Here is a 25,499-nt window from a genome sequence, read left to right as displayed (position 1 = left end):
CCATGTCTGAACCTCGCGACGTCGTCCTGCTCGGATCCACCGGTTCCATCGGTACCCAGGCGATCGACGTGGTGCATGCCAACCCCGACCGATTCCGGGTCACCGGCCTCGCCGCCGGGGGCGGCAACATCGAGTTGCTGGCGTCCCAGGCGGCGCAGTTGCGGGTGTCCGTGGTGTCGACGGGTGACTCCGCTCAGCGGGAGGCCCTGGAAGAGGCCCTGATCCGGCGCGCGGGGGCGGGGCACGGCATCGAGGTGCTGGCCGGTCCGGACGCCGCGGCCGAGATCGCCTCCCGCCCGGCCGACGTCGTGCTCAACGGCATCACCGGTGCCATCGGCCTGGCCCCCACCCTGGCCGCGCTCGGCGCCGGCAGCACCCTGGCACTGGCCAACAAGGAGTCGCTGATCATCGGCGGCGAACTGGTGACGGGCGCTGCGGCCCCGGGCCAGATCGTGCCGGTCGACAGCGAGCACTCGGCGCTGGCCCAGGCCCTGCGCGGGGGCACGGCCGACGAGGTGAAGCGTCTCGTGGTGACGGCCAGCGGTGGCCCGTTCCGCGGTCGCACCCGGGACGAGCTCACCGGGGTCACGCCCGAGCAGGCCCTCAAGCACCCGACCTGGGACATGGGCCTGATGGTGACCACGAACTCGGCCACCCTGGTGAACAAGGGCCTCGAGGTGATCGAGGCGCACCTGCTGTTCGGTATCCCGTTCGACCGGATCGACGTGGTCGTGCACCCGCAGTCGATCGTGCACTCGATGGTCGAGTTCGTCGACGGCTCCACCCTGGCCCAGTGCTCCCCGCCCGACATGCGCCTGCCGATCGCGCTCGGAATGGCCTGGCCGCACCGGGTTCCCGGCGCCAACCCGGGCCTGGACTGGACCACGGCCAGCACCTGGGAGTTCTTCCCGCTCGACGACGCGGCCTTCCCGGGCGTGGCCCTGGCCCGCGCCGCCGGTGAGCGCGCGGGCACCTTCCCGGCGGTCTACAACGCGGCGAACGAGGAGTGCGTCTGGGCCTTCCACGACCGGCGGATCGGCTTCACGCAGATTCTCGACGTCGTCGGCGACGTGCTGGCCGACCACGCCGAGGCCGGGGAACTGTCGATCGAGGCCGTGCTGGCGGCGGACTCCTGGGCGCGCTCGCGGGCGAAGGAGCGGATGGCAGAGCTTGTCTGAGGGTCTCGGCCCCAGGGGTGCTCGCCCGGCGCGTGTGCCCCGGACTCTGCGCTGGGAGGCCCGGACCCTAGCCTGGGAGGCCCGGCCCGGACCCTAGCCTGGGAGGCCCGGCCCGGACTCTGCCCTGGGAGGCCCGGACCCTAGCCTGGGAGGCCCAGCCCGGACCCTCACCTGAGGGCTGTGCCTGGTCTGCACCCGATGGGTCCTTCCCCGGAGCTGGGCCTGGAAGGCCTCTCGCCTGGGGCGTTCCCCTGAAGCTTACCCCGCCGGGGGCCACCCACCGAGGGCCACCCACCGAGGGCCACCCACCGAGGGCCACCCACCGAGGGCCACCCACCGAGGGCCACCCACCGAGGGCCACCCACCGAGGGCCACCCACCGAGGGCCACCCACCGAGGGCCACCCACCCAGGGCCACCCTCCGGGGGCCACTCACCGGGGGCCGCCCACTGTGGGCCGCCCACCCAGGGCCGCCCACCCAAGGCCGCGCGCCAAGGCCCTCGCGCGCCAGAGGCCCTCGCCCGCCAATGGCCCCGACCAGGATTCCCCGGCCAGAGGCCCACCCCCAGTGCCTCGTCTGGCAGGGGCCTGTCTGCTCTACCTCGCGCCAGCGCAACAACACCCCCCATACCGCCTGGGTATAGGGGGTGTTGTTGTCCCGCAGCCGTAGTTGATAACAGGCCGCGTCCGCGGGGTAGAAAGGGCGCGTGCCCGGAACCTCACCCACCCCTTAGGGGAGGAGAGAGGGGCGGGTGCGCCGACGCGTCCTCAAGCCTCAGAAGAGGATCGTCGCGTAGGTGCCGACCTTCTGGAACCCGACCCGCTCGTACGCCCGGATGGCCCGGGTGTTGTAGCCGTTGACGTAGAGGGAGACGATCGGCGCGACCTCGCGACGCACCGTCTCGACCAGGGCGGCCATGGCCGGGGCGGCCACACCCTGCCCGCGGTAGCGGGGGTTCACCCAGACGCCCTGCACCTGCACGGCCTCGGGGACGACCGAGCCGAGCTCGGCCTTGAACACCACCACCGGGCCGGACTCGGTGTGGTCGATGCGCACGAACGAGCGTCCCGAGGCGACGAGCCCGCTGACCTGCGCCCGGTAGACCGCGCCACCGTCGGCGGCAACGGGGGAGTAGCCGACCTCCTCGGTGAACATCGCCACGCAGGCCGGCACCAGCAGCTCGAGCTCGGACATCTGCCCCCGGCGGACCAGCGGGTCAGGCTCGACCGTGGGCGCGGTGGACATTGCCATCAGTGGCTGGTTGGCCCGGATGTCGCGCGCCGGACCCCACGAGGCCTGCAGGTGCTGCCACAGCCCGAGCACCATGTGCGCCGGGCCGACGATGCTCGAGCACTGCCGGCCACTGCGCTTGGCCCGGTAGGCGAAGGCCTCGACGGCCTGCTCGTTCGCGTTGACCGGCACCAGGTTGGCGCCCGACCAGCAGGCCGCGCGCATCGAACCGGCCTCGTACCAGCCCCAGATCTCGCCGCCGTGCCGGCGCGGGTCGCCCTTCAGCGCCCGCAGCCGGGCGGCCACGAACAGGTTGGCCACCGGGTCCTGGGCGCACAGGGCCAGCGCCTCTTCGACGTCGTCCCTGGCCAGAACCTTCAGCGCCGAGCGCAGCACGTGCAATCCACCTGTCGTCGAACGAGCCAGCGAGCTAGCTGACGGTCACCTGAGGAGCGCCCTCCGGCGCATCTTCGCCCATCTCTTCGGCGATCCGCATGGCTTCCTCGATCAGCGTCTCGACGATCTTCGACTCGGGGACGGTCTTGACGACCTCACCCTTGACGAAGATCTGGCCCTTGCCGTTGCCGGAGGCTACTCCGAGATCGGCCTCGCGCGCCTCGCCCGGGCCGTTCACCACGCAGCCCATCACGGCGACGCGCAGCGGCACCTCCATGCCCTCGAGCCCGGCCGTCACCTGCTCGGCCAGCGTGTAGACGTCGACCTGGGCGCGGCCGCAGGACGGGCAGGACACGATCTCGAGCTTGCGCGGGCGCAGGTTCAGCGACTGCAGGATCTGGATGCCGACCTTGACCTCCTCGACCGGCGGCGCGCTCAGCGAGACGCGGATCGTGTCGCCGATGCCCTGGCCGAGCAGGTGGCCGAAGGCGACGGCCGACTTGATCGTGCCCTGGAACGCCGGGCCCGCCTCGGTGACGCCGAGGTGCAGCGGCCAGTCGCCGCGCTGGGCCAGCAGCTCGTAGGCCCGCACCATGACCACCGGGTCGTTGTGCTTGACCGAGATCTTGAAGTCGTGGAAGTCGTGCTCCTCGAACAGCGAGGCCTCCCACACCGCGGACTCGACCAGCGCCTCGGGCGTGGCCTTGCCGTACTTGGCGAGCAGGCGCTTGTCGAGCGAGCCGGCGTTCACGCCGATCCGGATCGAGGTGCCGGCATCCTTCGCGGCCTTGGCGATCTCGCCGACCTTGTCGTCGAACTGCCGGATGTTGCCCGGGTTCACGCGGACGGCGGCGCAGCCGGCGTCGATCGCGGCGAACACGTACTTGGGCTGGAAGTGGATGTCGGCGATCACCGGGATGCCGGACTTGCGGGCGATCGCGGGCAGCGCCTCGGCGTCGTCCTGGCTGGGGCAGGCCACCCGCACGATGTCGCAGCCCGCGGCCGTGAGCTCGGCGATCTGCTGCAGCGTGGCGTTGATGTCGGAGGTCAGCGTGGTGGTCATGGACTGCACCGAGACCGGCGCGTCACCGCCGACCGCGACCTTGCCGACCTGGATCTTGCGGGACTTGCGACGCGGGTTGAGAACAGGGGGTGGCGCGGTAGGAATACCCAGACTGACGCTCATGACCTGAACCGTGCCTCCTTGAAGATCCCCGTGACTCGTGCTGCGGCCCCCGCCAGAGTGAACAACCGTCCGGCCGGACAATTATGCCTGTCCCGGAGGGTGCCTCTTCTCACCCCGCCGCCGAACCGGCCCGTCGAACGGGTGCTGCACCGGATGTTCATCCGGGGTGCCCGCTGCGCTCACCGTTGAACAGCTGCATCGGTCGTGACATCGGTCGACAGGCCGGGCGGGTATAAAAGTGGTGGACGCCCGGTCCCGGGTGGACGAGCAGCAGAACAGGGAGTAACAGCGGGGATGAGCTACACGATCGGGGTGGTCCTGTTCGCCCTCGGCCTCCTTCTCAGCGTCTGCCTGCACGAGGCCGGGCACATGCTCACGGCGAAACTGTTCGGCATGCGGGTCACCCGCTACTTCGCCGGTTTCGGGCCCACGGTGTGGTCGTTCCGCCGCGGTGAGACCGAGTACGGCCTGAAGGCGGTGCCGCTCGGCGGGTTCGTCAACATCGTCGGCATGGCGCCCGGCGTCGACGAGCCGGAGGCCGAGGAGACCGAGGCCCAGGGCCGCGCCTTCTGGCAGAAGCCGCTCTGGCAGCGCACGATCGTGCTCGCCGCCGGCTCGATCACCCACGTGATCATCTGCATCCTGCTGCTGATCCCCGCGTTCGCGGCGTTCGGCATCCCCACCGCGAAGCCGCTCGACCAGACGCCGGCCGTGATCGGTGGCGTGCCCACCTGCGTCATCACCGGCTACGACGTCGACGGCGACAGCGTGCTGCGGGCCTGCAAGGAGGGCGACCCGCAGTCGCCCGCCGCGGCCGCCGGACTGAAGACGGGTGACGAGATCACCTCCATCGGGGGCACCGCGATCACCTCGTACGCGGGCTTCCAGAAGGCCGTGCGCGAGCAGCCGGTGAACGAGCCGGTGGCGCTGACCTACAAGCGTGACGGCGCGGAGAAGACCACCGAGGTCACGCTGATCAGCACGCAGCGCCCGGCGCTGGGCTCCTCCGACAGCAGCGCGCTGGTGGCCACGCCGACCATCGGCATCCAGAACCAGAGCGTGATCTACAACGACCGCAAGGGCGTCGTGGAGAGCGTCGGGCTGGCGTTCAAGACCACCGGCGAGACGATGGTGCGCGGCGTCGAGGCGATCACCAAGCTGCCCAGCAAGATCAGCTCGCTCTGGAACGCCCTGCTCGGTGGCGAGCGCGCCGCCGACGACCCGGTCAGCGTGGTCGGGGCCAGCCGTCTGGGCGGTGAGATCGTGCAGACCAGCGGTTTCCAGGGCGGCGCGACCTTCCTGGCGATCCTGGCCAGCCTCAACGTCTTCCTCGGCCTGTTCAACCTGCTGCCGCTGCCCCCGCTCGACGGTGGGCACATCGCGGTGGCCTGGTACGAGTCGGCCCGTCGCAAGCTGGCCTTCCGCCGCCGGCGGCCCGACCCGGGCCCGGTCGACCGGGAGAAGCTGATCCCGCTGACGCTGGCGATCATCGTGATCTTCGGCGCGTTCACGCTGCTGACGGTCTCGGTCGACGTGGTGAACCCGATCCGGCTGCAGTGACGGCTGCCGTCACGGCCGGGCTCACGGCCGGGCTCACGGCCGGGCTCACGGCCGGGCTCACGGCCGGCTCGTGACGAACGGCCTCGGCGGCCACCTCCGGGCGCGGCGCGAGCAGCCCCGCCCGGAGGACGCCGACCGTGCGCGTGACCGGACGGGTCGCCGGGGTCGCTGAGCGCCCCGCTGAAACCACTGGCGGAACAGGACTAGGCTTACCAGCTGTCTGTTTAACCCCCAGGAGGATGAGTCACGTGCTGCTCCGGATGTCGTCGTTGTTCCTGCGAACGCTTCGCGAGGACCCGGCGGACGCCGAGGTTCCGGGGCACCGCCTGCTGGTGCGCGCCGGCTACGTGCGCCGCGCCGCCCCCGGCATCTACTCGTGGTTGCCCCTGGGCTACCGCGTCTACCGCAACGTCGAGCGCATCGTGCGCGAGGAGATGGACGCGGCGGGCTTCCAGGAGGTGCACTTCCCGGCGCTGCTGCCCCGTGAGCCCTACGAGGCCACCAACCGCTGGACCGAGTACGGCGACAACCTGTTCCGCCTGAAAGACCGGCGCGGCAACGACTTCCTGCTCGGCCCCACGCACGAGGAGATGTTCACGCTCCTGGTGAAAGACCAGTACTCGTCGTACAAGGACCTGCCGGTCTCGCTCTACCAGATCCAGACGAAGTACCGCGACGAGGCGCGGGCCCGCGGTGGCCTGCTGCGCGGCCGCGAGTTCGTGATGAAAGACAGCTACTCGTTCGACATCGACGACGCCGGGCTGGCCACCAGCTACGAGCGTCACCGCGACGCCTACATCAAGACGTTCGGCCGTCTGGGTCTGGACTTCGAGATCGTGTCGGCCACGTCGGGCGCCATGGGCGGCAGCCGCAGCGAGGAGTTCCTGCACCCCACCGAGATCGGTGAGGACACGTTCGTCCGCTGCACCACGGGCCACTACGCGGCGAACTCCGAGGCCGTGGTGACCCCCCGGCCCGCGCGGACAGCGCTCGAGGGGCTTCCCGCGTCCCATGTCGAAGACACCCCCGACACCCCCACGATCGACTCGCTCGTGGCCGCGGCCAACGTGATGTTCCCCGACCGGAACTTCACCGCGGCCGACACCCTCAAGAACGTCGTCGTGACCCTGGTACACCCCACGGGCGAGCGCGAGCCCCTGGTCATCGGTGTGCCCGGCGACCGCGAGGTCGACACCAAGCGGCTCGAGGCGGCCGTCGCCCCGGCCGAGATCGAGCCCTTCGAGGCGGCCGACTTCGCCCGGCACCCCGGTCTGGTCAAGGGCTACATCGGCCCGCAGGTGCTGGGCACGGAGTCGGAGACCAAGATCCGGTTCCTGCTCGACCCCCGCGTGGTCGAGGGCTCGGCCTGGATCACCGGCGCCAACGAGCCCGGCAAGCACGTGTTCGACCTGGTGGCCGGCCGCGACTTCACCGCCGACGGCACGATCGAGGCCGCCAACGTGGTCGAGGGCGACGCCTGCCCGGTCTGTGCCGCCGAGGGGGGCGACGGAAAGCTCACCCTGGCGCGGGGTCTCGAGATCGGTCACATCTTCCAGCTCGGCCGCAAGTACGCCGAGGCGCTCGACCTGAAGGTGCTCGACCAGAACGGCAAGCTGGTCACCGTCACGATGGGCTCCTACGGCATCGGCGTCACGCGCGCCCTGGCCGCGATCGCCGAGGCGTCGTGGGACGACAAGGGCCTGTGCTGGCCCCGTGAGGTCGCCCCGGCCGACGTGCACCTGATCGCCCAGGGCAAGCAGCCGAAAGACGCGTCGGTGTTCGAGGCGGCCGAGAAGCTGGCGCTCGAGCTCGAGGCGGCCGGCGTGCGGGTGCTGTTCGACGACCGCGGCAAGGTCTCGCCCGGGGTCAAGTTCAAGGACGCCGACCTGATCGGCGTGCCCTCCCTCCTGGTCGTGGGTAAGAATCTCGACGAGGGTGTCATCGAGTTCATCGACCGTAAGTCGGGCGACAAGCAGACCGTCCCGGTGGGCGAAGCGGTGAAACACGTGGTGGCGTCGATCAACTCGTAAGGGCGGTGGGGTTCCGTGCTCGATCTCGGTCTGGCTCAGCAACTGCGGGAGGCCGGTCTGGCCTGGAACCCCCTGCCCGGAGACCGCTTCGTCCTGCCCGGCAAGGGCATGGACGAGGAGGTCTTCGTGGTCAGTCACATGGTGGTGGAGATCCACGACACCCCCACCGGGCAGGTCATCGGTTTCAACGGCACCACCGAGTGGGCGCTCGACTCGCTCGAGCAGCGACAGGTGGTGTGGATGCCCCGCGAGTCCCAGTTGCGGGAGCTGCTCGGTGACCGGTTCGTGGCGTTCGAGAGCGTGACCGGGGGGTTCTCGGTCACGCTCTCGGGCGCGGGCGGCGAGGTGCACCGGGAGGTCGACCCCGACGCGGAATCGGCCTACGCCCGGGCGGTTCTCGCGGTTCTGGCCGCGCTCGGCCCGGAGGAGTAGAAGCTTGCCGATCGAGGCCGTCATCTTCGACTGGGGCGGCACGCTGACGCCCTGGCACCCCATCGACCTGGTGAAGCAGTGGCAGGTGTTCGCCCAGGTCTACTCCGGTGACGACCCGGACGCCGGGGCCGAGCTGGCGGCCCGGATGTTCGAGGCCGAGCGCGCGGCCTGGGGCCGGCTGAAGGAGACCGGGGCCAGTGCCCGGCTGTCCGAGTTGTTCGAGGCGGTCGGTGTGCACAGTGACCACCCCGGGCACGACGCCGCGCGGGTGGCCTACGAGGAGTTCTGGGAACCGCACACCTGCCTCGACCCGGACGTGCCGGTCGTCTTCGAGGGGCTGCGTGAGCGCGGTATCCGGGTGGGCGTGCTGTCGAACACCATCTGGACGCGTGACTACCACCGGGGTCTGTTCGAGCGTGACGGCATCCTGCACCTCATCGACGGTGACGTGTACTCGTCCGAGATCCCTTGGGTCAAGCCACATCCCGAGGCGTTCGGGGCGGCGCTGAGTGCGGTCGGGGCCACCGACCCCTCGGCCTGCGTGTACGTCGGTGACCGCGTCTACGAAGACGTGCACGGCTCCCAGCGGGTCGGCATGCGCGCGGTGCACGTCCCGCACAGTGACATCCCGCTCGACCAGCAGGTTCCGGTCGAGGTCACGCCCGACGGCACGGCCCACCGGTTGCTCGACGTGCTCGACCTGGTGGACGGCTGGGCCTGATCGCCCGGTTCGCCCGGGCGGGCAACGTGTCTCAGGCGACGGGTTCGCCGCTCCAGGCCGCCTGACGGCGCACGCTGCCGACGAGGAGGTCCGCCGCGAGCGACTGGACCTCGGTGTGGGTGGCCGCGGCCACCGCATCGGCCGCCAGCCCGGCCAGGCGTTCCTCGACGGTCGTGGCCAGCGTGGCGGCCTGTCCCTTGGTCGTCGGGGTCTCGACCTCGTAGGCCGCGTTCGCCTCGACCGGGTCGGCCCCGGCCGTCAGCAGCATCCGCTCCAGCTCGTCGCGCTGCTGCCGGTGGGTCTGCCAGACGGTGGTCGCGACCTCCTCGCGGGGTCCGTCGATGTGGGCGATGACCAGGGGGTACGCGTAGTAGGCGGCGTGCTCGCCGGCCAGCAGGCGGTTGAGTGCGGTGGTCTCGGCGGGCACGAGGGTCAGGGCGGCACTGCTTGAGGACGTGGTGGTCGGCGTGGCCGTCCCGGTCGCCGACGGCGTCGGCCCGGTGGTGGTGGTCGGCGGGGCCGTGGCCGGTGCGGCCGGTTCGGTGCTTTCGGCGGCTTCGGCGCTCCCGGCGGCTTCAGTGCTTTCGGCGGGTTTCAGGGCGCCCAGTGACTTGCCCTTCAGGGCGCTGTTCAGCAGATCGGCGGCCGCGGCGCAGGACGCGGCGGTGCGGTAGAGCAACCGGGCGAATTCCGGGCTGAGGCCGGCGGCGTCGCGCAGCAGGGTGCGGGCGGCCTCCCACTCGGCGGTGACCAGGGTCGCGGGGGAGGTGACGGCATCGGCGTCCTCCGTGCTCGGGGTGGGGCTTTCGGAGCTGGTGGACGGCGTGGCCGGGCTGGTGCTCACGGGTGCCCCGAGCGCGCTCAGCTGGGTCGCGTGCACCTTCAGCAGAGCGGGGAGCAGCTTCGCCACCGCACCCGACAGCCGGGCCGCGGCCCCGCCCGGCACGGTGCCCGAGGCCAGGGCGGAGGCGCCGGTGTGCACGGCCCGCACCAGCTCCACGGCCCGGTTCACGGCGGCCTCCTCGAGCTGCGTGGAAGCGGCCGGGGTGAGCGCGGAACCGTTGCTGCCGGAGGAGGAACAGCCGGTCAGCACGGTCGTCGCACCGCCGGCGAGGGAGAGGGTGCCGAGGGCGAGGAAGGCCCGGCGACGGGGTCGGACCAGGGACGTCCCGGACTTGGAGCTCAGCACCGGGGGATCATTTCACGAGACGGAAGTGAACCGTGGGTTCCGGCAGATCTTGACAAGTCGGGCACAGGTCGCGAGTGACGGTATGTTTGTCCGCTGGCGCGCCCGGCCGGGTGCGTCACCATGGTCTTCAATCCAATATCGAGGAGGTCGGCATGAGTGCGTCCTCCGGGCAACAAGCCGCCGACGGCGTGCGAGCCCTGGCAGAACCCCTGGCGGCCGACGCCGGCCTGGTGGTCGAGAGCGTCACCGTCACCCCCGCGGGCAAGCGCCGCGTGCTGCGGGTGACCGTGGACCTGCCGGAGACCGAGTTCGGGGGCGTGCCTCTCGAGTCCGTCTCCGCCGTCTCCCGTTCGATCTCCGAGGCGCTCGACGCCGGCAACGTGATGGGCGGTACGCCCTACGTTCTCGAGGTCAGCTCCCCGGGGGCCGACCGCCCGCTGACCGAGCGCCGCCACTGGATGCGCGCGCGGCGCCGGCTGGTGCGCACGCTCGCCGCCGAGGGCGCGACCCCGCAGACCGGGCGGCTCACCGAGGTCACCGACGAGGGTGTTGTGCTCGACGACGAGCGCACGGTGCCCTGGGCCGAGATCACCGGCGGGCGGGTCGAACTCGAGTTCGGTCACCCCGACGACTACGCGGATCTCGAGGCCCAGGCGGGCGACGCCGCCGATGACGATGACGAAGAGAAGTAGGGGCTGAGGGATGGACATCGACCTGGCGGCCCTGCGCGCGATCGAGCGCGAGAAGGACATTCCGCTCAACACCCTGGTGCAGACCATCGAGACGGCTCTGCTCCAGGCTTATCACCGCACCGAGGGGGCCCAGCCGCAGGCGCGGGTGGAGCTCGACCGCAAGAGCGGGCACGTCGTCGTCTGGGCGCGGGAGCTGGACGAGACCGGAGCGATCAAGCGCGAGTGGGACGACACCCCGGAGGGTTTCGGCCGGATCGCCGCCACCACCGCGCGCCAGACGATCCTGCAGCGCCTGCGTGACGCCGAGGACGAGCAGGTCCTCGGCGAGTTCCGCGGCCGTGAGGGCGACATCATCTCCGGCATCGTGCAGCAGAGCGCCGACCCGCGCATGGTGCACGTCGACCTCGGCACGGTCGAGGCCGTGCTGCCGCCGGCCGAGCAGGTGCCGGGCGAGACCTACGCCCACGGTGCGCGGCTGCGGTGCTACGTGGTGGGCGTGCGCAAGGGCCTCAAGGGCCCGTCGATCACGCTCTCCCGCACCCACCCCAACCTGGTGCGCCTGCTGTTCGCGCTCGAGGTGCCCGAGGTCGCCGACGGCACCGTGGAGATCGCGGCGCTGGCCCGCGAGGCCGGGCACCGCTCCAAGGTGGCCGTGCGCGCGACCGTGGCCGGCGTCAACGCCAAGGGTGCCTGCATCGGCCCGATGGGTCAGCGGGTGCGCGCGGTGATGACCGAGCTGCGCGGCGAGAAGATCGACATCGTGGACTACGACGACGACCCGCAGGCGTTCGTGGCCAGCGCGCTGTCCCCGGCCCGGGTGTCGTCGGTCGAGGTCCTCGACCTGGACGCGCGGTCCGCCCGGGTCGTGGTGCCCGACTACCAGCTCTCGCTGGCCATCGGCAAGGAGGGGCAGAACGCCCGTCTCGCCGCGAAACTCACCGGCTGGCGCATCGACATCCGGTCCGACACGGCGCCTTCGGAGAGCGGTTCGCGCGCTTCCGGAGCCGGTCCGGGGAGTGTCTGAGCGAGCTTTGGGCCACCCAGGGAACAATCGCGCCGCTTCCGGGGCTATGCTTGGCGGGGCCGGTCACGCGGCCACGAATCCCGAACGCTCGTCTCCGGCCCTTCAGGGGCCGGTCCGCACCTGCGTGGGATGTCGTGAACGCGCCGAGCGGTCCGGCCTGTTGCGAGTGGTCGCGGCCGAGGTTGACGCTCAGTGGTGCGTCGTCCCCGATCCAGGTCATAAGCTGTACGGCAGGGGTGCGTCCCTGCACCCCTCGCTGAGCTGTCTCGAACTTGCCGAACGTCGTCGAGCGTTTTCCCGGGCCCTGCGTCTGCAGAACACCGGGGGGCCGCTCGACACGGCCCGGGTCAGAGAGTTCCTGACAGAGAAGCAGCAGCAGGTTCCAGAGGTGTCCAGATGAAGGCGGGTCCAACGCGATGAGCAGCAGCACCCTGAAGGCGGAGTACGCGCTGTGAGCACCCGATGAGCGCGCTCCGATGAGCACCCTTTTTACGTAACGACGGTCCGTAGCCTCCTCCTGGCTCGGGCCGAGACAGGAGAGATGTGGCAAAGGTCCGGGTCTATGAGCTCGCGAAAGAGCTCGGAGTCGACAGCAAGACCGTACTGAGCAAGCTGCAGGACATGGGCGAGTTCGTCCGTTCCGCGTCGTCCACCGTCGAGCCCCCCGTGGTGCGCCGCCTCCGTGAGGCGATGCCCGCTGCCGAGGGTGCCGGTGGCCGCAAGAAGGCCGCCCCCCGTCCCGCCCCGGCCGCGGCTGCGTCCGCGCCGGCTTCACCGGCCCGGCCCGCTCCGGCGCCGGCCCCCGCTCCGGCCCGCCCGGCTCCGCGCCCGGCCGCCGCAGCACCGTCCGCCCCGGCGGCCTCCTCGGCCCCGAGTGCTCCGAGCCCCGCACCGGCGCCCCAGGCCCCGGCCGCGAGCGCCCCGAGCCCGGCCGCACCGGCCTCCGAGGCACCGTTCACCCCGCCGGCCCCGGCTCGTCCGGAGTCGCGTCCGGCCCCGACGCCGGGTCCGCGTCCCACGCCGGGCCCGCGCCCGACCCCGGGCCGTCCCGGTCCGGCCGAGCGTCCGGCCGCCGCGGCCGGTGCGCCGGCTCCCGAGCGCACCGAACGTCCGCAACCCTCGGGCGACCGTCCCGAGCGGGGCCCCCGTCCGGGTGGCGACGCCCGTCCCGGTCCGCGTCCCGAGCGTGGCGACCGTGGTCCCCGTCCGGGTGGCGACGCCCGTCCGGGCCCGCGTCCCGAGCGTGGTGGCGACCGCGGCGACCGTGGTCCCCGTCCGGGTCCCGGTGGCGGTTCCCCGCGTCCGGGCAACAACCCGTTCGCGTCCTCCCAGGGCATGCCCCGTCCGGGTGGCCGTGGTGGTGGCGAGGGCGGCGGCGCCCCGCGTCCCGGCAACAACCCGTTCGCCTCGGCCCAGGGCATGCCGCGCCCGCAGCGCGGCCCGCGTCCCGAGGGTGCTCCCGCGGCCCGTGGCGGCGACGCCGGTGACCGTCCGGCACCCCGCCCCGGTGGCCCGCGTCCCAGCCCGGGCAACATGCCCAACCGCCCGAACCCGGGCATGATGCCCGGTCGTACCAACGTCGGCCGTCCCGGTGCCGGTGGTGGCGGCGGTGGCCGTCCCGGTGGTCCCGGTCGTGGTGGCCCCGGTGGTGGCGGCGGCGGAGGCCGTGGTGGCTTCGGTGGTCGTCCCGGTGGCGGCCCCGGTGGTCCCGGTGGTGGCGGTGGCGGTTTCGCCGGCCGTCCCGGTGGTGGCGGCCGTGGTGGCCGTGGTGGCACGCAGGGTGCGTTCGGTCGCGCCGGTGGCCGTCCGGTCCGAGGTCGCAAGTCGAAGCGTCAGCGGCGTCAAGAGTTCGAGAGCATGGCGGCACCGGCTCCCGGTGGCGTCACGGTTCCCCGCGGCGACGGCAACACGATCGTCCGCCTGCGTCGCGGTTCCTCGCTGACCGATTTCGCCGACAAGATCAACGCGAACCCGGCCAGCCTCGTCACCGTGCTGTTCCACCTCGGTGAGATGGCCACGGCGACGCAGTCGCTGAACGAGGAGACGTTCGACGTCCTCGGTGAGGAACTGGGTTACAAGATCCAGGTCGTCTCCCCGGAAGACGAAGACCGCGAGCTGCTCGGTCAGTTCTCGATCGACATCGAGGGCGAGGCGGAGGCCGACGAGGAGTTCCTCGAGGCGCGTCCGCCGGTCGTGACCGTCATGGGTCACGTCGACCACGGTAAGACGAAGCTGCTCGACGCGATCCGTCAGACCGACGTGGTGGCGGGTGAGGCCGGTGGCATCACCCAGCACATCGGTGCCTACCAGATCCACACCACGCACGAGGGTGAAGACCGCGCGATCACCTTCATCGACACCCCGGGTCACGAGGCGTTCACCGCCATGCGTGCCCGTGGTGCGAAGGTCACCGACCTCGCGGTACTGGTGGTCGCGGCCGACGACGGCGTGATGCCGCAGACGATCGAGGCGCTGAACCACGCCCAGGCGGCCGACGTGCCGATCGTCGTGGCCATCAACAAGGTGGACAAGGAAGGCGCGAACCCGGACAAGATCCGGCAGCAGCTGACCGAGTACAACCTGGTCGCCGAGGAGTACGGCGGTGACACGATCTTCGTCGAGGTCTCCGCGAAGCAGCGGCTGAACATCGACGGCCTGCTCGAGGCCGTCCTGCTCACCGCCGACGCGTCGCTCGACCTGCGTGCCAACCCCGAGAAGGACGCCCGCGGCGTCGCGATCGAGGGCAACCTCGACCGTGGTCGCGGTCCGGTGGCCACCGTCCTGGTGCAGTCCGGTTCGCTCCGCATCGGTGACTCGATCGTGGCCGGCACCGGTCACGGCCGCGTCCGCGCCATGATCGACGAGCACGGTGAGTCGGTCGAGGTGGCCACGCCGTCCCGTCCGGTCATGGTTCTCGGCCTGACGAGCGTTCCCGGCGCCGGTGACACCTTCCTGGTGGCGCCCGACGACCGCACCGCCCGTCAGATCGCCGAGAAGCGTGAGGCGATCGAGCGGAACGCGGCCCTGGCCAAGTCCCGCAAGCGCATCAGCCTCGAGGACTTCACCAAGGCCCTCGAGCAGGGCAAGGTCGAGACCCTCAACCTCATCCTCAAGGGTGACGGCGCGGGTTCGGTCGAGGCCCTGGAAGACGCGCTGCTGCAGATCGACGTCGGCGAAGAGGTCGAGCTCCGGATCATCGACCGCGGTGTCGGTGCCATCACGAAGAACAACATCAACCTCGCCGTGGCGTCGAACGCGATCATCGTCGGCTTCAACGTGAAGTCCGAGGGCCAGAACGCGGAGTACGCCGACCGCGAGGGCGTCGACATCCGGTACTACTCGGTCATCTACCAGGCGATCGAGGAGATCGAGGCGTCCCTCAAGGGCCTCCTCAAGCCGGAGTACGAAGAGGCCGAGCTGGGCACCGCGGAGATCCGCGAGATCTTCCGCTCCAGCCGCTTCGGCAACATCGCGGGTTGCATCGTCCGCACCGGCGAGATCCGGCGCAACAGCAAGGCTCGCGTGCTGCGCAACGGCGTGGTCATCGGCGACAACCTCACGATCGAGTCGCTCAAGCGGTTCAAGGACGACGCGACCGAGGTTCGCGAGGGTTACGAGTGCGGTATCGGACTGGGGTCGTTCAACGACATCCGGAACGAGGACATCATTCAGACCTTCGAGATGCGCGAGAAGGCGCGGGCCTGAACACCTCGCTGACGGTCGGCGCGCCTTCGGGCCCGCCGGCCGCCCCCGCGGGGGAGGTGCCGTGTACGTCGGTTCACTGACGCTGGACCTGCTCCTGGGCGACGTCCACTCGCTCAAGGAGAAGCGGTCGGTGATCAAGCCGGTGGTGGCCGAGCTGCGCCGTAAGTTCGAGGTGCACGCGGCCGAGACCGGTGACGCCAATCTGCACCGGCGCGCCGAGATCGGTGTCGCCCTGGTGTCTTCCGAGTCCGGCCAGTGCCGCGAGGTGCTCGAGTCCTGCGAGCGCCTGGTGGCCGGCCGCCCCGAACTGCAAGTGCTCTCCGCCCGTCTGCGGGTGTGGAGCGACACCGACGACGATTGACGAGCGGGACGAACGATGACCGACACTGCACGGGCTCGCAAGCTGGCCGACCGGGTGCGCGAGGTGGTGGCCGAGGCCCTGGAGAAGCGGATCAAGGACCCGCGCCTGGGCTTCATCACCGTCACGGACGCCCGGGTCACGGGTGACCTGCAGCACGCCACGGTCTTCTACACCGTGTACGGCGACGACGAGGAGCGGGCGTCCACCGCCGCGGCCCTGGAGAGCGCCAAGGGCGTTCTGCGGTCCGAGGTGGGCAAGCGCACGGGTATCCGGCTGACGCCGACGCTGGAGTTCGTGGCCGACGCCCTGCCCGAGAACGCCGCCGCGATGGCCGACCTGATCAAGGTCGCCAACGAGCGCGACGCCGAGGTGGCCGCGCTGGCCAACGGCGCGAAGTTCGCGGGCGAGTCCGACCCGTACAAGAAGCCGGTCACCCCGGACGAGGACGACGACGAGGACGACGAGGCGTGAAGTCCCGTGAGCCGGGTCCCAGCGGCCTGGTGATCGTGGACAAGCCCGCCGGGATGACCTCGCACGACGTGGTCAGCCGGATCCGCCGTCTGGCGGGGACCCGGCGGGTCGGTCACGCCGGCACGCTCGACCCGATGGCCACCGGCGTGCTGGTGGTCGGGGTCGAGCGCGCCACCCGTCTGCTGACCTACCTGGTCGGCGCGGACAAGGCGTACTCGGCCACGATGCGGCTCGGCGTCGGCACGATCACCGACGACGCCGAGGGCGAGATCTCGTCCACGCCCGGCCTGGCCGCGCTGACGCTCGAAGAGGTCGACGCGGCGGCCGCGTTCCTGCGCGGCAGCATCCAGCAGGTGCCGAGCTCGGTCAGCGCGATCAAGAAAGACGGCAAGCGTGCCTACGCCCGCGTCCGGGAGGGCGAGGAGGTCACGCTCGACGCCCGGCCGGTCACGGTCTCGCTCGACGTCCTCGCCGTGCGCCCGGGGCAGCACGAGGGCGTTCCCGTGCTCGACGTCGACGTGCACGTCGTCTGCTCGTCGGGCACGTACGTCCGGGCCCTGGCGCGCGATCTCGGCGCCTCGCTCGAGAGTGCCGGGCACCTGACGGCACTGCGCCGCACCCGGGTCGGCCCCTACCCGCTCGACGGCGCGCGCACGCTGCCGGAGCTCGAGGAGTCGTTCGGGCTGCTGCCGATCGCCGACGCCGCGCGGGTCGCGTTCACCGCCCGCGAGCTCAGTGACGACGAGGCCCGCAAACTGGCGCACGGGCAGCGGCTGGAGGCGAGCGAGATGGGCCCAGGGCCCGTCGCGGCGTTCGCCCCCGACGGGTCCCTGGTGGCCCTGATCGCGGACGCGGGTCTCACCGCGCGTCCGCTGGTGGTTCTTACCGGTTGATCAGCTGCTGCTGGTCGCCAGGGCCTTCTCCGCGTCGGGCTGCTTGCCTGCCTGACTGCAGGGCCAGACGGTTCCGCAGATCGTGCAGAACCCCCCACCACTGGCGTGGGCGAAGGTCTCGACGGCTCGTTGGGCGGGCATCGGTGCCCGCCCGGCAACACGCTGGCTGTCCATAATGATGTCCTCGCTGGACTTGGTTAACTGAACGTGCTTTCTCCATCGCCGATCATGAGGCGCTTGTTACCTTGCTCTCACGACGAGCGAGGCGATTTCACCACATCGGAGCACCGAACGTGGAACTGAAGTACCCACCTGGCAGAGTTGGACCCGTGAACGAGACCCAGGTGCACGTGTGGCGGGATCTGAGCGAGGTCCCCTCCGGGTTCGGCCCCTCCGTGGTCACCATCGGGAACTTCGACGGTGTGCACCGTGGGCACCTCGCGGTGCTCGACCACACGGTGCAGGCGGCGCGGGCCGGTGGCCTGCGGTCGGTGGCGATCACCTTCGCCCCGCATCCCCTGGCCGTGCTGCAGCCCGAGCGGGCGCCACAGCCGCTGTCCACGCCCGAGCACCGGCTCGAGCTGCTGGCCGACACCGGGCTCGACGCCGTGCTGATGCTCCCCTTCACGCCCGCGCTGGCGGAGTGGAGCCCGCGCCGGTTCGTCGAGGAGGTCATGACCGGCGCCCTGGGCGCGCGCGCCGTGGTGGTCGGCTCGGACACCCGTTTCGGCCGCCGCAACGCCGGTGACATCGGCACCCTGCGCGAGCTCGGTGCGGAGCTCGGCTTCACCGTCGACGAGGTGGCCGACCTGAAGGCCGCCGACGAGTCCCGCCGCTGGTCGTCCACCCTGGCCCGGGAGCTGATCGCGGCGGGCGACGTGCGGGCCGCCACCGACGTGCTCGGTCGTCCGCACCGGGTGACCGGGGTGGTCGTGCACGGCGACCACCGCGGCCGCGAAATGGGTTTCCCCACGGCCAACCTCACCACCGACTCGATCGGCGCCGTGCCCTCCGACGGGGTGTACGCGGGCTGGCTGGTGCGCGCCGGGGACGACGGCGAGCCGGGGGCCTGCTCGAAGCACGACACGGGGGAGCGGCTGCCGGCCGCGATCTCGGTCGGTACCAACCCCACGTTCGACGGCGACGAGCGCCGGGTCGAGGCCTACGTCCTCGGCCGCACCGACCTCGACCTCTACGGCGAGCGGGTCGCGGTGGAGTTCGTCGAGCACCTGCGGCCCACACTGCGCTTCGAGGGCATGGAGTCGCTGATCAAGCAGATGAACGACGACGTGGCCCGGTGCCGCGAGGTGCTCGGGGTCAGCACACCGGCCTGACACCCGCTGCTCAATTGGGTTGACTGCCTGTCGCGCTGTTAACGTGTCTGCTGCCGTTAGATCGGCCGCGGATCCAGAGAGCCCGGGTGGACGTGCCCCGGGGCGCCGCGCAGCGAATTCTAGGGAGACATCGAGTGCCGCTCGACAACGAGACCAAGAAGAAGATCATGGCGGAGTACGCGACCGTCGAGGGCGACACCGGTTCCCCCGAGGTCCAGATCGCGCTCCTCAGCCAGCGCATCCGTGACCTGACCGAGCACCTCAAGGAGCACAAGCACGACCACCACAGCCGTCGTGGTCTGCTGCTGCTGGTCGGCCAGCGCCGCCGTCTCCTGCAGTACGTGCAGAAGAAGGACATCACCCGCTACCGGTCGCTGATCGAGCGACTCGGCCTGCGCCGCTGATTTCGAGGCCGTGACCGGGCAACCGGTCACGGCCTCTTCGGTGTGTCCGTCCGCACCGCAGGCCCATCGATACTCGATCATCGGGTTGTCGGTGGGCCACACGCCTAAGACCCACCCGCACCACCAGTAGGTACGACAACAGGAGGGGTCGGCGAAGGCCGGTTGACACCCGGTCCTCGGTAGTGGCCTCCGCGAACCGCCCGCCCCGAGCGGGCGTCGCGTGGGCCTCGATCGAAGACCGGAACGCCTCGACCAGACCTCGCGCACCACTCCTGAACCCGATGCCGCGGCGAGAAGCCGCGGAAGAACAGGAGAGTGACCCTTGGAGGGTCCCGAGATCACCGCGGCCGAGGCCGTCATCGACAACGGCACGTTCGGCAAGCGCACGGTCCGGTTCGAGACCGGCCGCCTCGCCAAGCAGGCCGCCGGTTCCGTGGCCGTGTACCTCGACAACGACACGATGCTCCTGTCGGCCACCACGGTCGGCAAGCAGCCGAAAGACCAGTTCGACTTCTTCCCCCTGACGATCGACGTCGAGGAGCGGATGTACGCCGCGGGCAAGATCCCCGGCTCGTTCTTCCGTCGTGAGGGCCGCCCCAGCACCGACGCGATCCTGGCCTGCCGCCTGATCGACCGCCCGCTGCGCCCGACCTTCGTCAAGGGCCTGCGCAACGAGGTCCAGGTCGTCGTCACGGTGATGGCGCTCAACCCGGAAGACCCGTACGATGTGGTGGCCATCAACGCCGCCTCGCTGTCCACGCAGATCTCCGGCCTGCCGTTCTCCGGCCCGATCGGTGGCATCCGCATCGCCCTGATCGACGGCCAGTGGGTCGGTTTCCCGCGTCACGGTGAGATCGAGCGCGCCGTCTTCGACATGGTCGTCGCCGGTCGCGTCGTCACCAACGAGGCCGGTGAGCCCGACGTCGCGATCATGATGGTCGAGGCCGAGGCCACCGAGGGCTCCTGGACCCTGATCAAGGACCAGGGCGTCGCCGCCCCGACCGAAGAGGTCGTCGCGGCCGGCCTCGAGGCCGCCAAGCCGTTCATCGCCGAGCTGTGCCGGGCGCAGGCCGAGGTGGCCGCGGCCGCGTCCAAGCCGACCGTCGAGTTCCCGCTCTTCCTCGACTACCAGCCGGACGTCTTCGACGCGGTCGAGTCGGCCGTCGCCGCCGACGTGGCGCAGGCGCTCACCATCGCCGGCAAGCAGGAGCGCGAGAGCCGTCTCGACGAGCTGAAGGACGGCGTGAAGGCCAAGCTGGCCGCCGACTTCGAGGGCCGCGAGAAGGAGATCTCCGCCGCCTTCCGCTCGGTCAACAAGAAGCTGGTCCGTCAGCGCATCCTGAAGGACAAGGTGCGCATCGACGGCCGCGGTCTGGCCGACATCCGCCAGCTCGGCGCCGAGGTCGAGGTGATCCCGCGCGTTCACGGCTCGGCCCTGTTCGAGCGCGGCGAGACCCAGATCCTGGGCGTCACCACGCTGAACATGCTGCGCATGGAACAGCAGCTGGACACCCTCTCCCCGGTGACCCGCAAGCGCTACATGCACAACTACAACTTCCCGCCCTACAGCACCGGTGAGACCGGCCGCGTCGGTTCGCCGAAGCGCCGCGAGATCGGTCACGGCGCCCTGGCCGAGCGTGCGCTCATGCCGGTCCTGCCGTCGCGCGAGGAGTTCCCGTACGCGATCCGTCAGGTCTCCGAGGCCCTCGGCTCGAACGGTTCCACCTCGATGGGCTCGGTCTGCGCCTCGACCCTGGCCATGCTGAACGCCGGTGTGCCGCTGCGCGCCCCGGTCGCCGGTATCGCCATGGGCCTGGTGTCCGACACGGTCGACGGCAAGACCGAGTACGCGGCGCTCACCGACATCCTCGGTGCCGAGGACGCGTTCGGTGACATGGACTTCAAGGTCGCCGGCACGTCCGAGTTCGTCACCGCGATCCAGCTCGACACCAAGCTCGACGGCATCCCGGCGTCGGTGCTCGCGAGCGCGCTGACCCAGGCCCGCGAGGCCCGGCTGCACATCCTCGACGTGATGAGCGAGGCGATCGACCGGCCGGACGAGATGTCCTCGTTCGCGCCGCGCGTGATCAGCGTGAAGGTCCCGGTCGACAAGATCGGCGAGGTCATCGGGCCCAAGGGCAAGATGATCAACCAGATCCAGGACGACACCGGCGCCGACATCTCGATCGAGGACGACGGCACGGTGTACATCGGTGCGACCGACGGCCCCTCGGCCGAGGCCGCCCGGACGGCGATCAACGCGATCGCCAACCCGACCATGCCCGAGGTCGGGGAGCGCTACCTGGGTACCGTCGTGAAGACGACGACCTTCGGTGCGTTCGTCTCGCTGGTGCCCGGCAAGGACGGCCTGCTCCACATCTCGCAGATCCGCCGCATGGTCGGTGGCAAGCGTGTGGAGAACGTCGAGGACGTGCTCAGCATCGGTCAGAAGGTCCAGGTCCAGATCGCCGAGATCGACCCGCGGGGCAAGCTCTCCCTGGCGCCGGTGATCGACGAGGAGACCGAGGGCAAGACCGAGGCTGCGGATGCCTGAGTCCGTTCCCCGCACCGCCGGGGATGAGTCGGCCTGATCTCGTGACGGCGATTCCTCTGCCGCTGGTCGCAGCGGGAGCCTCCGGATCGTCCCAGATCATCGCGGGGGAGGACGGCGGCGCCATCGTGCGCCGGACCGTCCTCCCCGGCGGGGTCCGGGTGCTGTCCGAGGCGATGCCCGGTCTGCGGTCGGCCACGATCGGATTCTGGGTCGGTGTCGGCTCGCGCGACGAGACCACCGGCCACCACGGTTCCACGCATTTCCTCGAGCACCTGCTGTTCAAGGGCACGGCCCGGCGCAGCGCGATGGACATCGCCACCGCGTTCGACCGGGTGGGCGGTGAGTCCAACGCCGTCACCGGCAAGGAGCACACCTGCTACTACGCCCGGGTGCTCGACGACGACCTGCCGATGGCCGTCGACGTGCTCTGCGACATGGTCACCGGCGCCAAGCTCGACGCCGGTGACGTGGAGAGCGAGCGCGGGGTCATCCTCGAGGAACTCGCGATGAACGACGACGACCCGGCCGACGTCGTGCACGAGCGGTTCTCCGAGATCGTGCTGGGCGACCACCCGCTGGGCCGTCCCATCGGGGGCACCGCCGACACGATCAACGCGGTGGTGCGCGACAACATCGTCGACCACTACCGCGAGCACTACCGGGCTCCCGGCCTGGTGGTCACGGTCGCCGGCGGCGTCGACCACGACCGGGTGTGCGAGCTGGTCCAGGCCAGCCTGACCCGTTCCGGCTGGTCGCTCGACGCCGGTCAGAGCCCCTTCCCGCGGCGCGACGTGTCGCACCCGCCGAAGGAAGACGCACCGGCGGCCGACGACGGCACGCCGCACCGGCTGATCGTGGTCAACCGCCCGACCGAGCAGGCGAACGTCGTGGTCGGCACCACCAGCCTGGTGGCCACCGACCCTCGCCGTTACGCGATGTCGGTGCTCAACGCGGTGCTGGGCGGTGGCATGAGCAGCCGTCTGTTCCAGGAGATCCGTGAGCAGCGCGGGCTGGCCTACTCGGTCTACTCGTTCGCGAGCGGTTACTCCGACTCCGGCTACTTCGGTCTGTACGCGGGCTGCACCCCGGCCCGCACCGACGAGGTGATCGCGCTGATGGTCGCCGAGCTGCGGCGTCTGGCGGCGGACGGGGTGCCGGACGAAGAGCTCTCCCGGGCGCACGGCCAGCTGGCCGGTGGTCTGGTGCTGGGCCTCGAGGACACGGGCTCGCGGATGTCCCGGCTGGGCAAGGCCGAGCTGGTGCACGGCGAGTACCTCGGGCTCGACCGGGCGCTCGAGCGGATCCGTTCGGTCGGTGCCCAGGACGTGCAGGATCTGGCGGCCGACCTGGCCTCCCGCCCACTGTCCCTGTCGGTGGTCGGCCCGTTCGCCGAAGACCGCACCTTCCGGCTGAGCTGAGCACGACAGCCCCTGCACCGAGGACGACGCGGAGCCTTCGGGTTCCCGTCGTCCTCAACGCTTTTGGTGACCCTCGCGACCGGGCGACCACCACGTCCGTCGTTATCATCGCCCCTGGCCCGATCGGGGGAGGGGCGATGACGGAACGACCCGGTGCGCTCCGCGCCGCAGCCGCTGCTGAGGTTCCTCGAGCGAGGCGGTGCCTTCAGCCGGATGGGGAACGGGGAGATCGACATCGACTTCCTGGCGTCCATGCGGGCCGGTACCACCGAGGAGGTCCTCGCCCACGAGCCCCTGCACGACCTCTCCCAGGAGAACCTCGACCGCATCGACGGTTTCCGCTGGGTGGCCCCCGGCCCGTCCCAGCCCCTGAACGCCTGAAACACACCGACCCACGACCGAAACGACCCGTTCGTTGACGGCACCCGCACCCGGTGGTGGGATGGCCGGGAACCCGGACGGGGAGGCACGAATGGGCGTCTACCAGCAGACGACGCGGGGCACCACGTACCGCTTCGACGGCCTGGTCGACCTGATGGCCAGGGCCACCCCGGCCCGCAGCGGTGACGAGCTGGCCGGGTGCGCCGCGAATTCCGACGCCGAACGGGTGGCCGCACAGCTGGCGCTGGCCGAGGTGCCGTTGCGGCAGTTCCTCGAAGAGCCGCTGGTGCCGTACGAGACCGACGAGGTCACGCGGCTCATCCTCGACACCCACGACACCGTCGCCTTCGAACCGGTCAGGGCGCTGACCGTGGGCGGGTTCCGCGACTGGCTGCTCGATCTCGCCGCGCGGCCCGACGCCGGCACCACCCTGACGCGGCTCGCGAAGGGCCTGACGCCGGAGATGGTCGCGGCCGTCAGCAAGCTCATGCGCAATCAGGACCTGATCGCCGTCGCGCGGGCGACCCGGGTGACGAGTGCCTTCCGGTCGACGGTCGGGCTGCCCGGGCGGCTCGCGACCCGGCTGCAACCCAACCATCCCACCGACGACCTGCGCGGCATCGCCGCCGCCACCCTCGACGGGCTGCTCCTCGGCTGCGGGGACGCGGTGATCGGCGTGAACCCGGCCGGTGACTCGCCGCAGACCTGCGCCGACCTGCTGCACCTGCTCGACGAGATCCGCGTCGCCTACGAGATCCCCACCCAGACCTGCGTTCTCACCCACGTCACGACCACGATCGGCCTGATCGAGGCGGGCGTGCCGGTGGACCTGGTGTTCCAGTCGGTGGCGGGCACACAGGCGGCGAACCAGGGGTTCGGCGTCGACCTGGCGCTGCTGCGTGAGGGGCACGAGGCGGGGCTGTCGCTGCAGCGCGGAACGGTCGGCCAGAACGTCATGTACATGGAGACCGGTCAGGGGTCGGCCCTCTCGGCCGACGCGCACCTCGGCACCGGCGGGCGTCCCGTCGACCAGCAGACCCTCGAGGCCCGGGCCTACGCGGTGTGCCGCGAGTTCGATCCGCTGCTGGTCAACACGGTGGTCGGGTTCATCGGTCCGGAGTACCTGTACGACGGCCGGCAGATCATCCGGGCCGGGCTCGAAGACCACTTCTGCGGCAAGCTGCTCGGCCTGCCGATGGGCGTCGACGTCTGCTACACCAACCACGCCGAGGCCGATCAGGACGACATGGACAACCTGCTGACGCTGCTCGGCGTCGCCGGTTGCTCGTTCGTGATCGCGGTGCCGGGCGCCGACGACGTGATGCTCGGCTACCAGAGCACGTCGTTCCACGACGCGTTGTTCGTGCGGCAGGCGCTGGGGCTGCGCCCGGCGCCGGAGTTCGAGAACTGGCTCGAGCGGCTGGGAATGATGGACGCGGGTCGCGTGGTCCCGGTGGACGCGTCGGCCTCGGCGCTGCGGGCCCTGACCGACCGGGTCGGCTCGTGACCGACTTCTGGGACCCGCTGCGGGCGACCACCCAGGCGCGCATCGGGCTGGGGCGGGTGGGCGACGGCATGCCCACCTCCCGGGTGCTGGACTTCCGGCTGGCGCACGCGATCGCGCGCGACGCGGTGCACGAGCCGCTCGACGTGCCCGCGTTGCTGGGTTCGCTGGTCGGTTCCGGTCTGTGCGCGCCGATGGTGGACGCCTCGGTCGCCTCGGGGAGCTCGGTCCCCCCTCCCGGGGGCAACGGTGAGCCGAGGCTCGGGCCGCCGGTGGTGGTCACCAGCCGGGCGGGCGACCGGGCCACCTACCTGCGGCGCCCCGACCTGGGGCGGCTCCCGGCCGACCTCTCGCCGGTGCCCGCGACCGGTGCCGACGTGGGATTCGTGCTGGCGGACGGCCTTTCCGCCCGCGCCCTGCAGACCCACGGGGTGCCGCTCCTGAGGGCACTGGTGCAGGCCCTCCCGCCGACGCTGACCCTGGCCCCGCCGGTCGTGGCCACCCAGGCCCGGGTCGGGCTGGGCGATCACGTCGGCGCGGCGCTGGGGGTGGGCACCGTGCTGGTGCTCATCGGTGAACGTCCCGGTCTGTCGGTGGCCGACAGCCTGGGCATCTACCTGACCCACCGCCCGGAACCGGGCCGCGCCGACTCCGACCGCAACTGCGTGTCGAACGTGCACGCTCCGGGCGGGCTCCCCTACGAGGTCGCGGCCCGGGTGGCCGGCGGGCTGATCGCCGGGGCCCGTCAGCTCGGCCGCTCGGGCGTGGCCCTGAAGGACACCAGCCGGGAGGCGGCCCTGCCGGGGGCGCCCGGGCAACCCGCGGTGTGACCACGC

The 25,499-nt window shown here is 71.1% G+C and carries 23 protein-coding genes and 1 pseudogene; 20 read left to right on the top strand and 4 right to left on the bottom strand.

Annotated features, from left to right (window positions below; translation table 11 throughout):
• Positions 1 to 2: 2 nt before the first annotated feature.
• On the top strand, positions 3 to 1,178 hold the full coding sequence (gene dxr / locus J2S57_RS02225; protein ID WP_307237700.1) for a 1-deoxy-D-xylulose-5-phosphate reductoisomerase: 1,176 nt from the start codon (positions 3 to 5) through the stop codon (positions 1,176 to 1,178).
• A gap of 774 nt (positions 1,179 to 1,952) precedes the next feature.
• On the opposite strand, the gene J2S57_RS02220 is transcribed toward dxr, so the two are convergent.
• On the bottom strand, positions 1,953 to 2,804 hold the full coding sequence (locus J2S57_RS02220; protein WP_307237698.1) for a GNAT family N-acetyltransferase: 852 nt from the start codon (positions 2,802 to 2,804) through the stop codon (positions 1,953 to 1,955).
• A 34-nt stretch (positions 2,805 to 2,838) separates the two neighbouring features.
• Positions 2,839 to 3,990, bottom strand: a complete 1,152-nt coding sequence (ispG, locus tag J2S57_RS02215; protein WP_307237695.1) for a flavodoxin-dependent (E)-4-hydroxy-3-methylbut-2-enyl-diphosphate synthase — start codon at positions 3,988 to 3,990, stop codon at positions 2,839 to 2,841.
• A 294-nt stretch (positions 3,991 to 4,284) separates the two neighbouring features.
• Here ispG and J2S57_RS02210 point away from each other — a divergent pair, with 294 nt between their 5' ends.
• The 4 genes from J2S57_RS02210 to J2S57_RS02195 all read left to right on the top strand — a co-directional run bounded on the left by J2S57_RS02210 (position 4,285) and on the right by J2S57_RS02195 (position 8,733).
• Positions 4,285 to 5,550: a M50 family metallopeptidase gene (locus J2S57_RS02210; protein WP_307237693.1), complete on the top strand. Its 1,266-nt coding sequence runs from the start codon at positions 4,285 to 4,287 to the stop codon at positions 5,548 to 5,550.
• A gap of 248 nt (positions 5,551 to 5,798) precedes the next feature.
• A complete protein-coding gene (locus J2S57_RS02205) occupies positions 5,799 to 7,580 on the top strand; it encodes a proline--tRNA ligase (RefSeq protein ID WP_307237691.1) in 1,782 nt (593 codons plus the stop codon).
• A 15-nt stretch (positions 7,581 to 7,595) separates the two neighbouring features.
• Positions 7,596 to 8,012 carry a pilus assembly protein CpaE gene (locus tag J2S57_RS02200; protein ID WP_307237689.1) on the top strand — a complete coding sequence of 139 codons (417 nt, stop codon included), beginning with the start codon at positions 7,596 to 7,598 and terminating at the stop codon, positions 8,010 to 8,012.
• A gap of 4 nt (positions 8,013 to 8,016) precedes the next feature.
• Positions 8,017 to 8,733, top strand: coding sequence for an HAD family hydrolase (locus J2S57_RS02195; RefSeq protein ID WP_307237687.1), 717 nt, complete (start codon positions 8,017 to 8,019; stop codon positions 8,731 to 8,733).
• Positions 8,734 to 8,764: 31 nt separating this feature from the next.
• On the opposite strand, the gene J2S57_RS02190 is transcribed toward J2S57_RS02195, so the two are convergent.
• On the bottom strand, positions 8,765 to 9,922 hold the full coding sequence (locus J2S57_RS02190) for a DUF4439 domain-containing protein (protein WP_307237685.1): 1,158 nt from the start codon (positions 9,920 to 9,922) through the stop codon (positions 8,765 to 8,767).
• Between the two features lie 152 nt (positions 9,923 to 10,074).
• Between J2S57_RS02190 and rimP the strand changes: the two genes are divergently transcribed.
• The 8 genes and pseudogenes from rimP to truB all read left to right on the top strand — a co-directional run bounded on the left by rimP (position 10,075) and on the right by truB (position 17,068).
• Positions 10,075 to 10,614, top strand: a complete 540-nt coding sequence (rimP, locus tag J2S57_RS02185) for a ribosome maturation factor RimP (protein WP_307237683.1) — start codon at positions 10,075 to 10,077, stop codon at positions 10,612 to 10,614.
• 10 nt (positions 10,615 to 10,624) lie between these two features.
• Entirely contained in the window at positions 10,625 to 11,638 is a 1,014-nt protein-coding gene (nusA, locus tag J2S57_RS02180; RefSeq protein ID WP_307237681.1) for a transcription termination factor NusA, read from the top strand.
• 46 nt (positions 11,639 to 11,684) lie between these two features.
• Complete coding sequence (locus J2S57_RS02175; RefSeq protein ID WP_307237679.1) at positions 11,685 to 12,038, top strand: YlxR family protein; 354 nt, start codon at positions 11,685 to 11,687, stop codon at positions 12,036 to 12,038.
• A gap of 143 nt (positions 12,039 to 12,181) precedes the next feature.
• Positions 12,182 to 12,271: pseudogene (locus J2S57_RS35270) on the top strand (translation initiation factor IF-2 N-terminal domain-containing protein); the annotation flags it as partial.
• Entirely contained in the window at positions 12,260 to 15,343 is a 3,084-nt protein-coding gene (gene infB / locus J2S57_RS02170; RefSeq protein ID WP_370882549.1) for a translation initiation factor IF-2, read from the top strand. The pseudogene J2S57_RS35270 and the gene infB, both read left to right, overlap by 12 nt.
• A 61-nt stretch (positions 15,344 to 15,404) precedes the next feature.
• Positions 15,405 to 15,704: a DUF503 domain-containing protein gene (locus J2S57_RS02165; protein ID WP_307237675.1), complete on the top strand. Its 300-nt coding sequence runs from the start codon at positions 15,405 to 15,407 to the stop codon at positions 15,702 to 15,704.
• Between the two features lie 15 nt (positions 15,705 to 15,719).
• Entirely contained in the window at positions 15,720 to 16,175 is a 456-nt protein-coding gene (rbfA, locus tag J2S57_RS02160; RefSeq protein WP_307237673.1) for a 30S ribosome-binding factor RbfA, read from the top strand.
• Positions 16,172 to 17,068 carry a tRNA pseudouridine(55) synthase TruB gene (gene truB, locus J2S57_RS02155; protein WP_307237670.1) on the top strand — a complete coding sequence of 299 codons (897 nt, stop codon included), beginning with the start codon at positions 16,172 to 16,174 and terminating at the stop codon, positions 17,066 to 17,068. Before rbfA ends, truB begins: the two co-directional genes overlap by 4 nt.
• Here truB and J2S57_RS02150 read toward each other — a convergent pair whose 3' ends face one another.
• Entirely contained in the window at positions 17,069 to 17,242 is a 174-nt protein-coding gene (locus J2S57_RS02150; protein WP_307237668.1) for a hypothetical protein, read from the bottom strand. It lies immediately after the preceding gene.
• Between the two features lie 155 nt (positions 17,243 to 17,397).
• Here J2S57_RS02150 and J2S57_RS02145 point away from each other — a divergent pair, with 155 nt between their 5' ends.
• The 7 genes from J2S57_RS02145 to eutC all read left to right on the top strand — a co-directional run bounded on the left by J2S57_RS02145 (position 17,398) and on the right by eutC (position 25,493).
• Complete coding sequence (locus tag J2S57_RS02145; protein WP_307237666.1) at positions 17,398 to 18,402, top strand: bifunctional riboflavin kinase/FAD synthetase; 1,005 nt, start codon at positions 17,398 to 17,400, stop codon at positions 18,400 to 18,402.
• Between the two features lie 134 nt (positions 18,403 to 18,536).
• A complete protein-coding gene (gene rpsO, locus J2S57_RS02140) occupies positions 18,537 to 18,806 on the top strand; it encodes a 30S ribosomal protein S15 (RefSeq protein WP_307237664.1) in 270 nt (89 codons plus the stop codon).
• Positions 18,807 to 19,128: 322 nt separating this feature from the next.
• Positions 19,129 to 21,360: a polyribonucleotide nucleotidyltransferase gene (locus J2S57_RS02135; protein ID WP_307237662.1), complete on the top strand. Its 2,232-nt coding sequence runs from the start codon at positions 19,129 to 19,131 to the stop codon at positions 21,358 to 21,360.
• A gap of 23 nt (positions 21,361 to 21,383) precedes the next feature.
• Positions 21,384 to 22,778 carry a M16 family metallopeptidase gene (locus tag J2S57_RS02130; RefSeq protein WP_370882427.1) on the top strand — a complete coding sequence of 465 codons (1,395 nt, stop codon included), beginning with the start codon at positions 21,384 to 21,386 and terminating at the stop codon, positions 22,776 to 22,778.
• A 153-nt stretch (positions 22,779 to 22,931) separates the two neighbouring features.
• Positions 22,932 to 23,159: a hypothetical protein gene (locus tag J2S57_RS02125; protein ID WP_307237658.1), complete on the top strand. Its 228-nt coding sequence runs from the start codon at positions 22,932 to 22,934 to the stop codon at positions 23,157 to 23,159.
• A 91-nt stretch (positions 23,160 to 23,250) separates the two neighbouring features.
• Entirely contained in the window at positions 23,251 to 24,666 is a 1,416-nt protein-coding gene (locus tag J2S57_RS02120) for an ethanolamine ammonia-lyase subunit EutB (RefSeq protein ID WP_307237656.1), read from the top strand.
• Positions 24,663 to 25,493, top strand: coding sequence for an ethanolamine ammonia-lyase subunit EutC (eutC, locus tag J2S57_RS02115; protein ID WP_307237654.1), 831 nt, complete (start codon positions 24,663 to 24,665; stop codon positions 25,491 to 25,493). The genes J2S57_RS02120 and eutC overlap by 4 nt, the downstream gene beginning before the upstream one ends.
• The last annotated feature ends 6 nt before the right edge of the window (positions 25,494 to 25,499 follow it).

It is taken from the genome of Kineosporia succinea (genome assembly GCF_030811555.1).
Classification (GTDB): domain Bacteria; phylum Actinomycetota; class Actinomycetes; order Actinomycetales; family Kineosporiaceae; genus Kineosporia; species Kineosporia succinea.
The sequence above is the reverse complement of the archived record's forward strand: the minus strand, read 5'-3'. Positions and strand labels throughout refer to the sequence as shown.

Excerpts from the sequence above, each read along its gene's own strand:
- J2S57_RS02120 (WP_307237656.1), top strand. The coding sequence starts at position 23,251 with ATGGGCGTCTACCAGCAGACGACGCGGGGCACCACGTACCGCTTCGAC.
- infB (WP_370882549.1), top strand. The coding sequence starts at position 12,260 with ATGGGCGAGTTCGTCCGTTCCGCGTCGTCCACCGTCGAGCCCCCCGTG.
- dxr (WP_307237700.1), top strand. The coding sequence starts at position 3 with ATGTCTGAACCTCGCGACGTCGTCCTGCTCGGATCCACCGGTTCCATC.
- J2S57_RS02150 (WP_307237668.1), bottom strand. The coding sequence starts at position 17,242 with ATGGACAGCCAGCGTGTTGCCGGGCGGGCACCGATGCCCGCCCAACGA.
- rbfA (WP_307237673.1), top strand. The coding sequence starts at position 15,720 with ATGACCGACACTGCACGGGCTCGCAAGCTGGCCGACCGGGTGCGCGAG.
- nusA (WP_307237681.1), top strand. The coding sequence starts at position 10,625 with ATGGACATCGACCTGGCGGCCCTGCGCGCGATCGAGCGCGAGAAGGAC.
- J2S57_RS02210 (WP_307237693.1), top strand. The coding sequence starts at position 4,285 with ATGAGCTACACGATCGGGGTGGTCCTGTTCGCCCTCGGCCTCCTTCTC.
- J2S57_RS02130 (WP_370882427.1), top strand. The coding sequence starts at position 21,384 with ATGAGTCGGCCTGATCTCGTGACGGCGATTCCTCTGCCGCTGGTCGCA.
- J2S57_RS02175 (WP_307237679.1), top strand. The coding sequence starts at position 11,685 with ATGCTTGGCGGGGCCGGTCACGCGGCCACGAATCCCGAACGCTCGTCT.
- rimP (WP_307237683.1), top strand. The coding sequence starts at position 10,075 with ATGAGTGCGTCCTCCGGGCAACAAGCCGCCGACGGCGTGCGAGCCCTG.
- ispG (WP_307237695.1), bottom strand. The coding sequence starts at position 3,990 with ATGAGCGTCAGTCTGGGTATTCCTACCGCGCCACCCCCTGTTCTCAAC.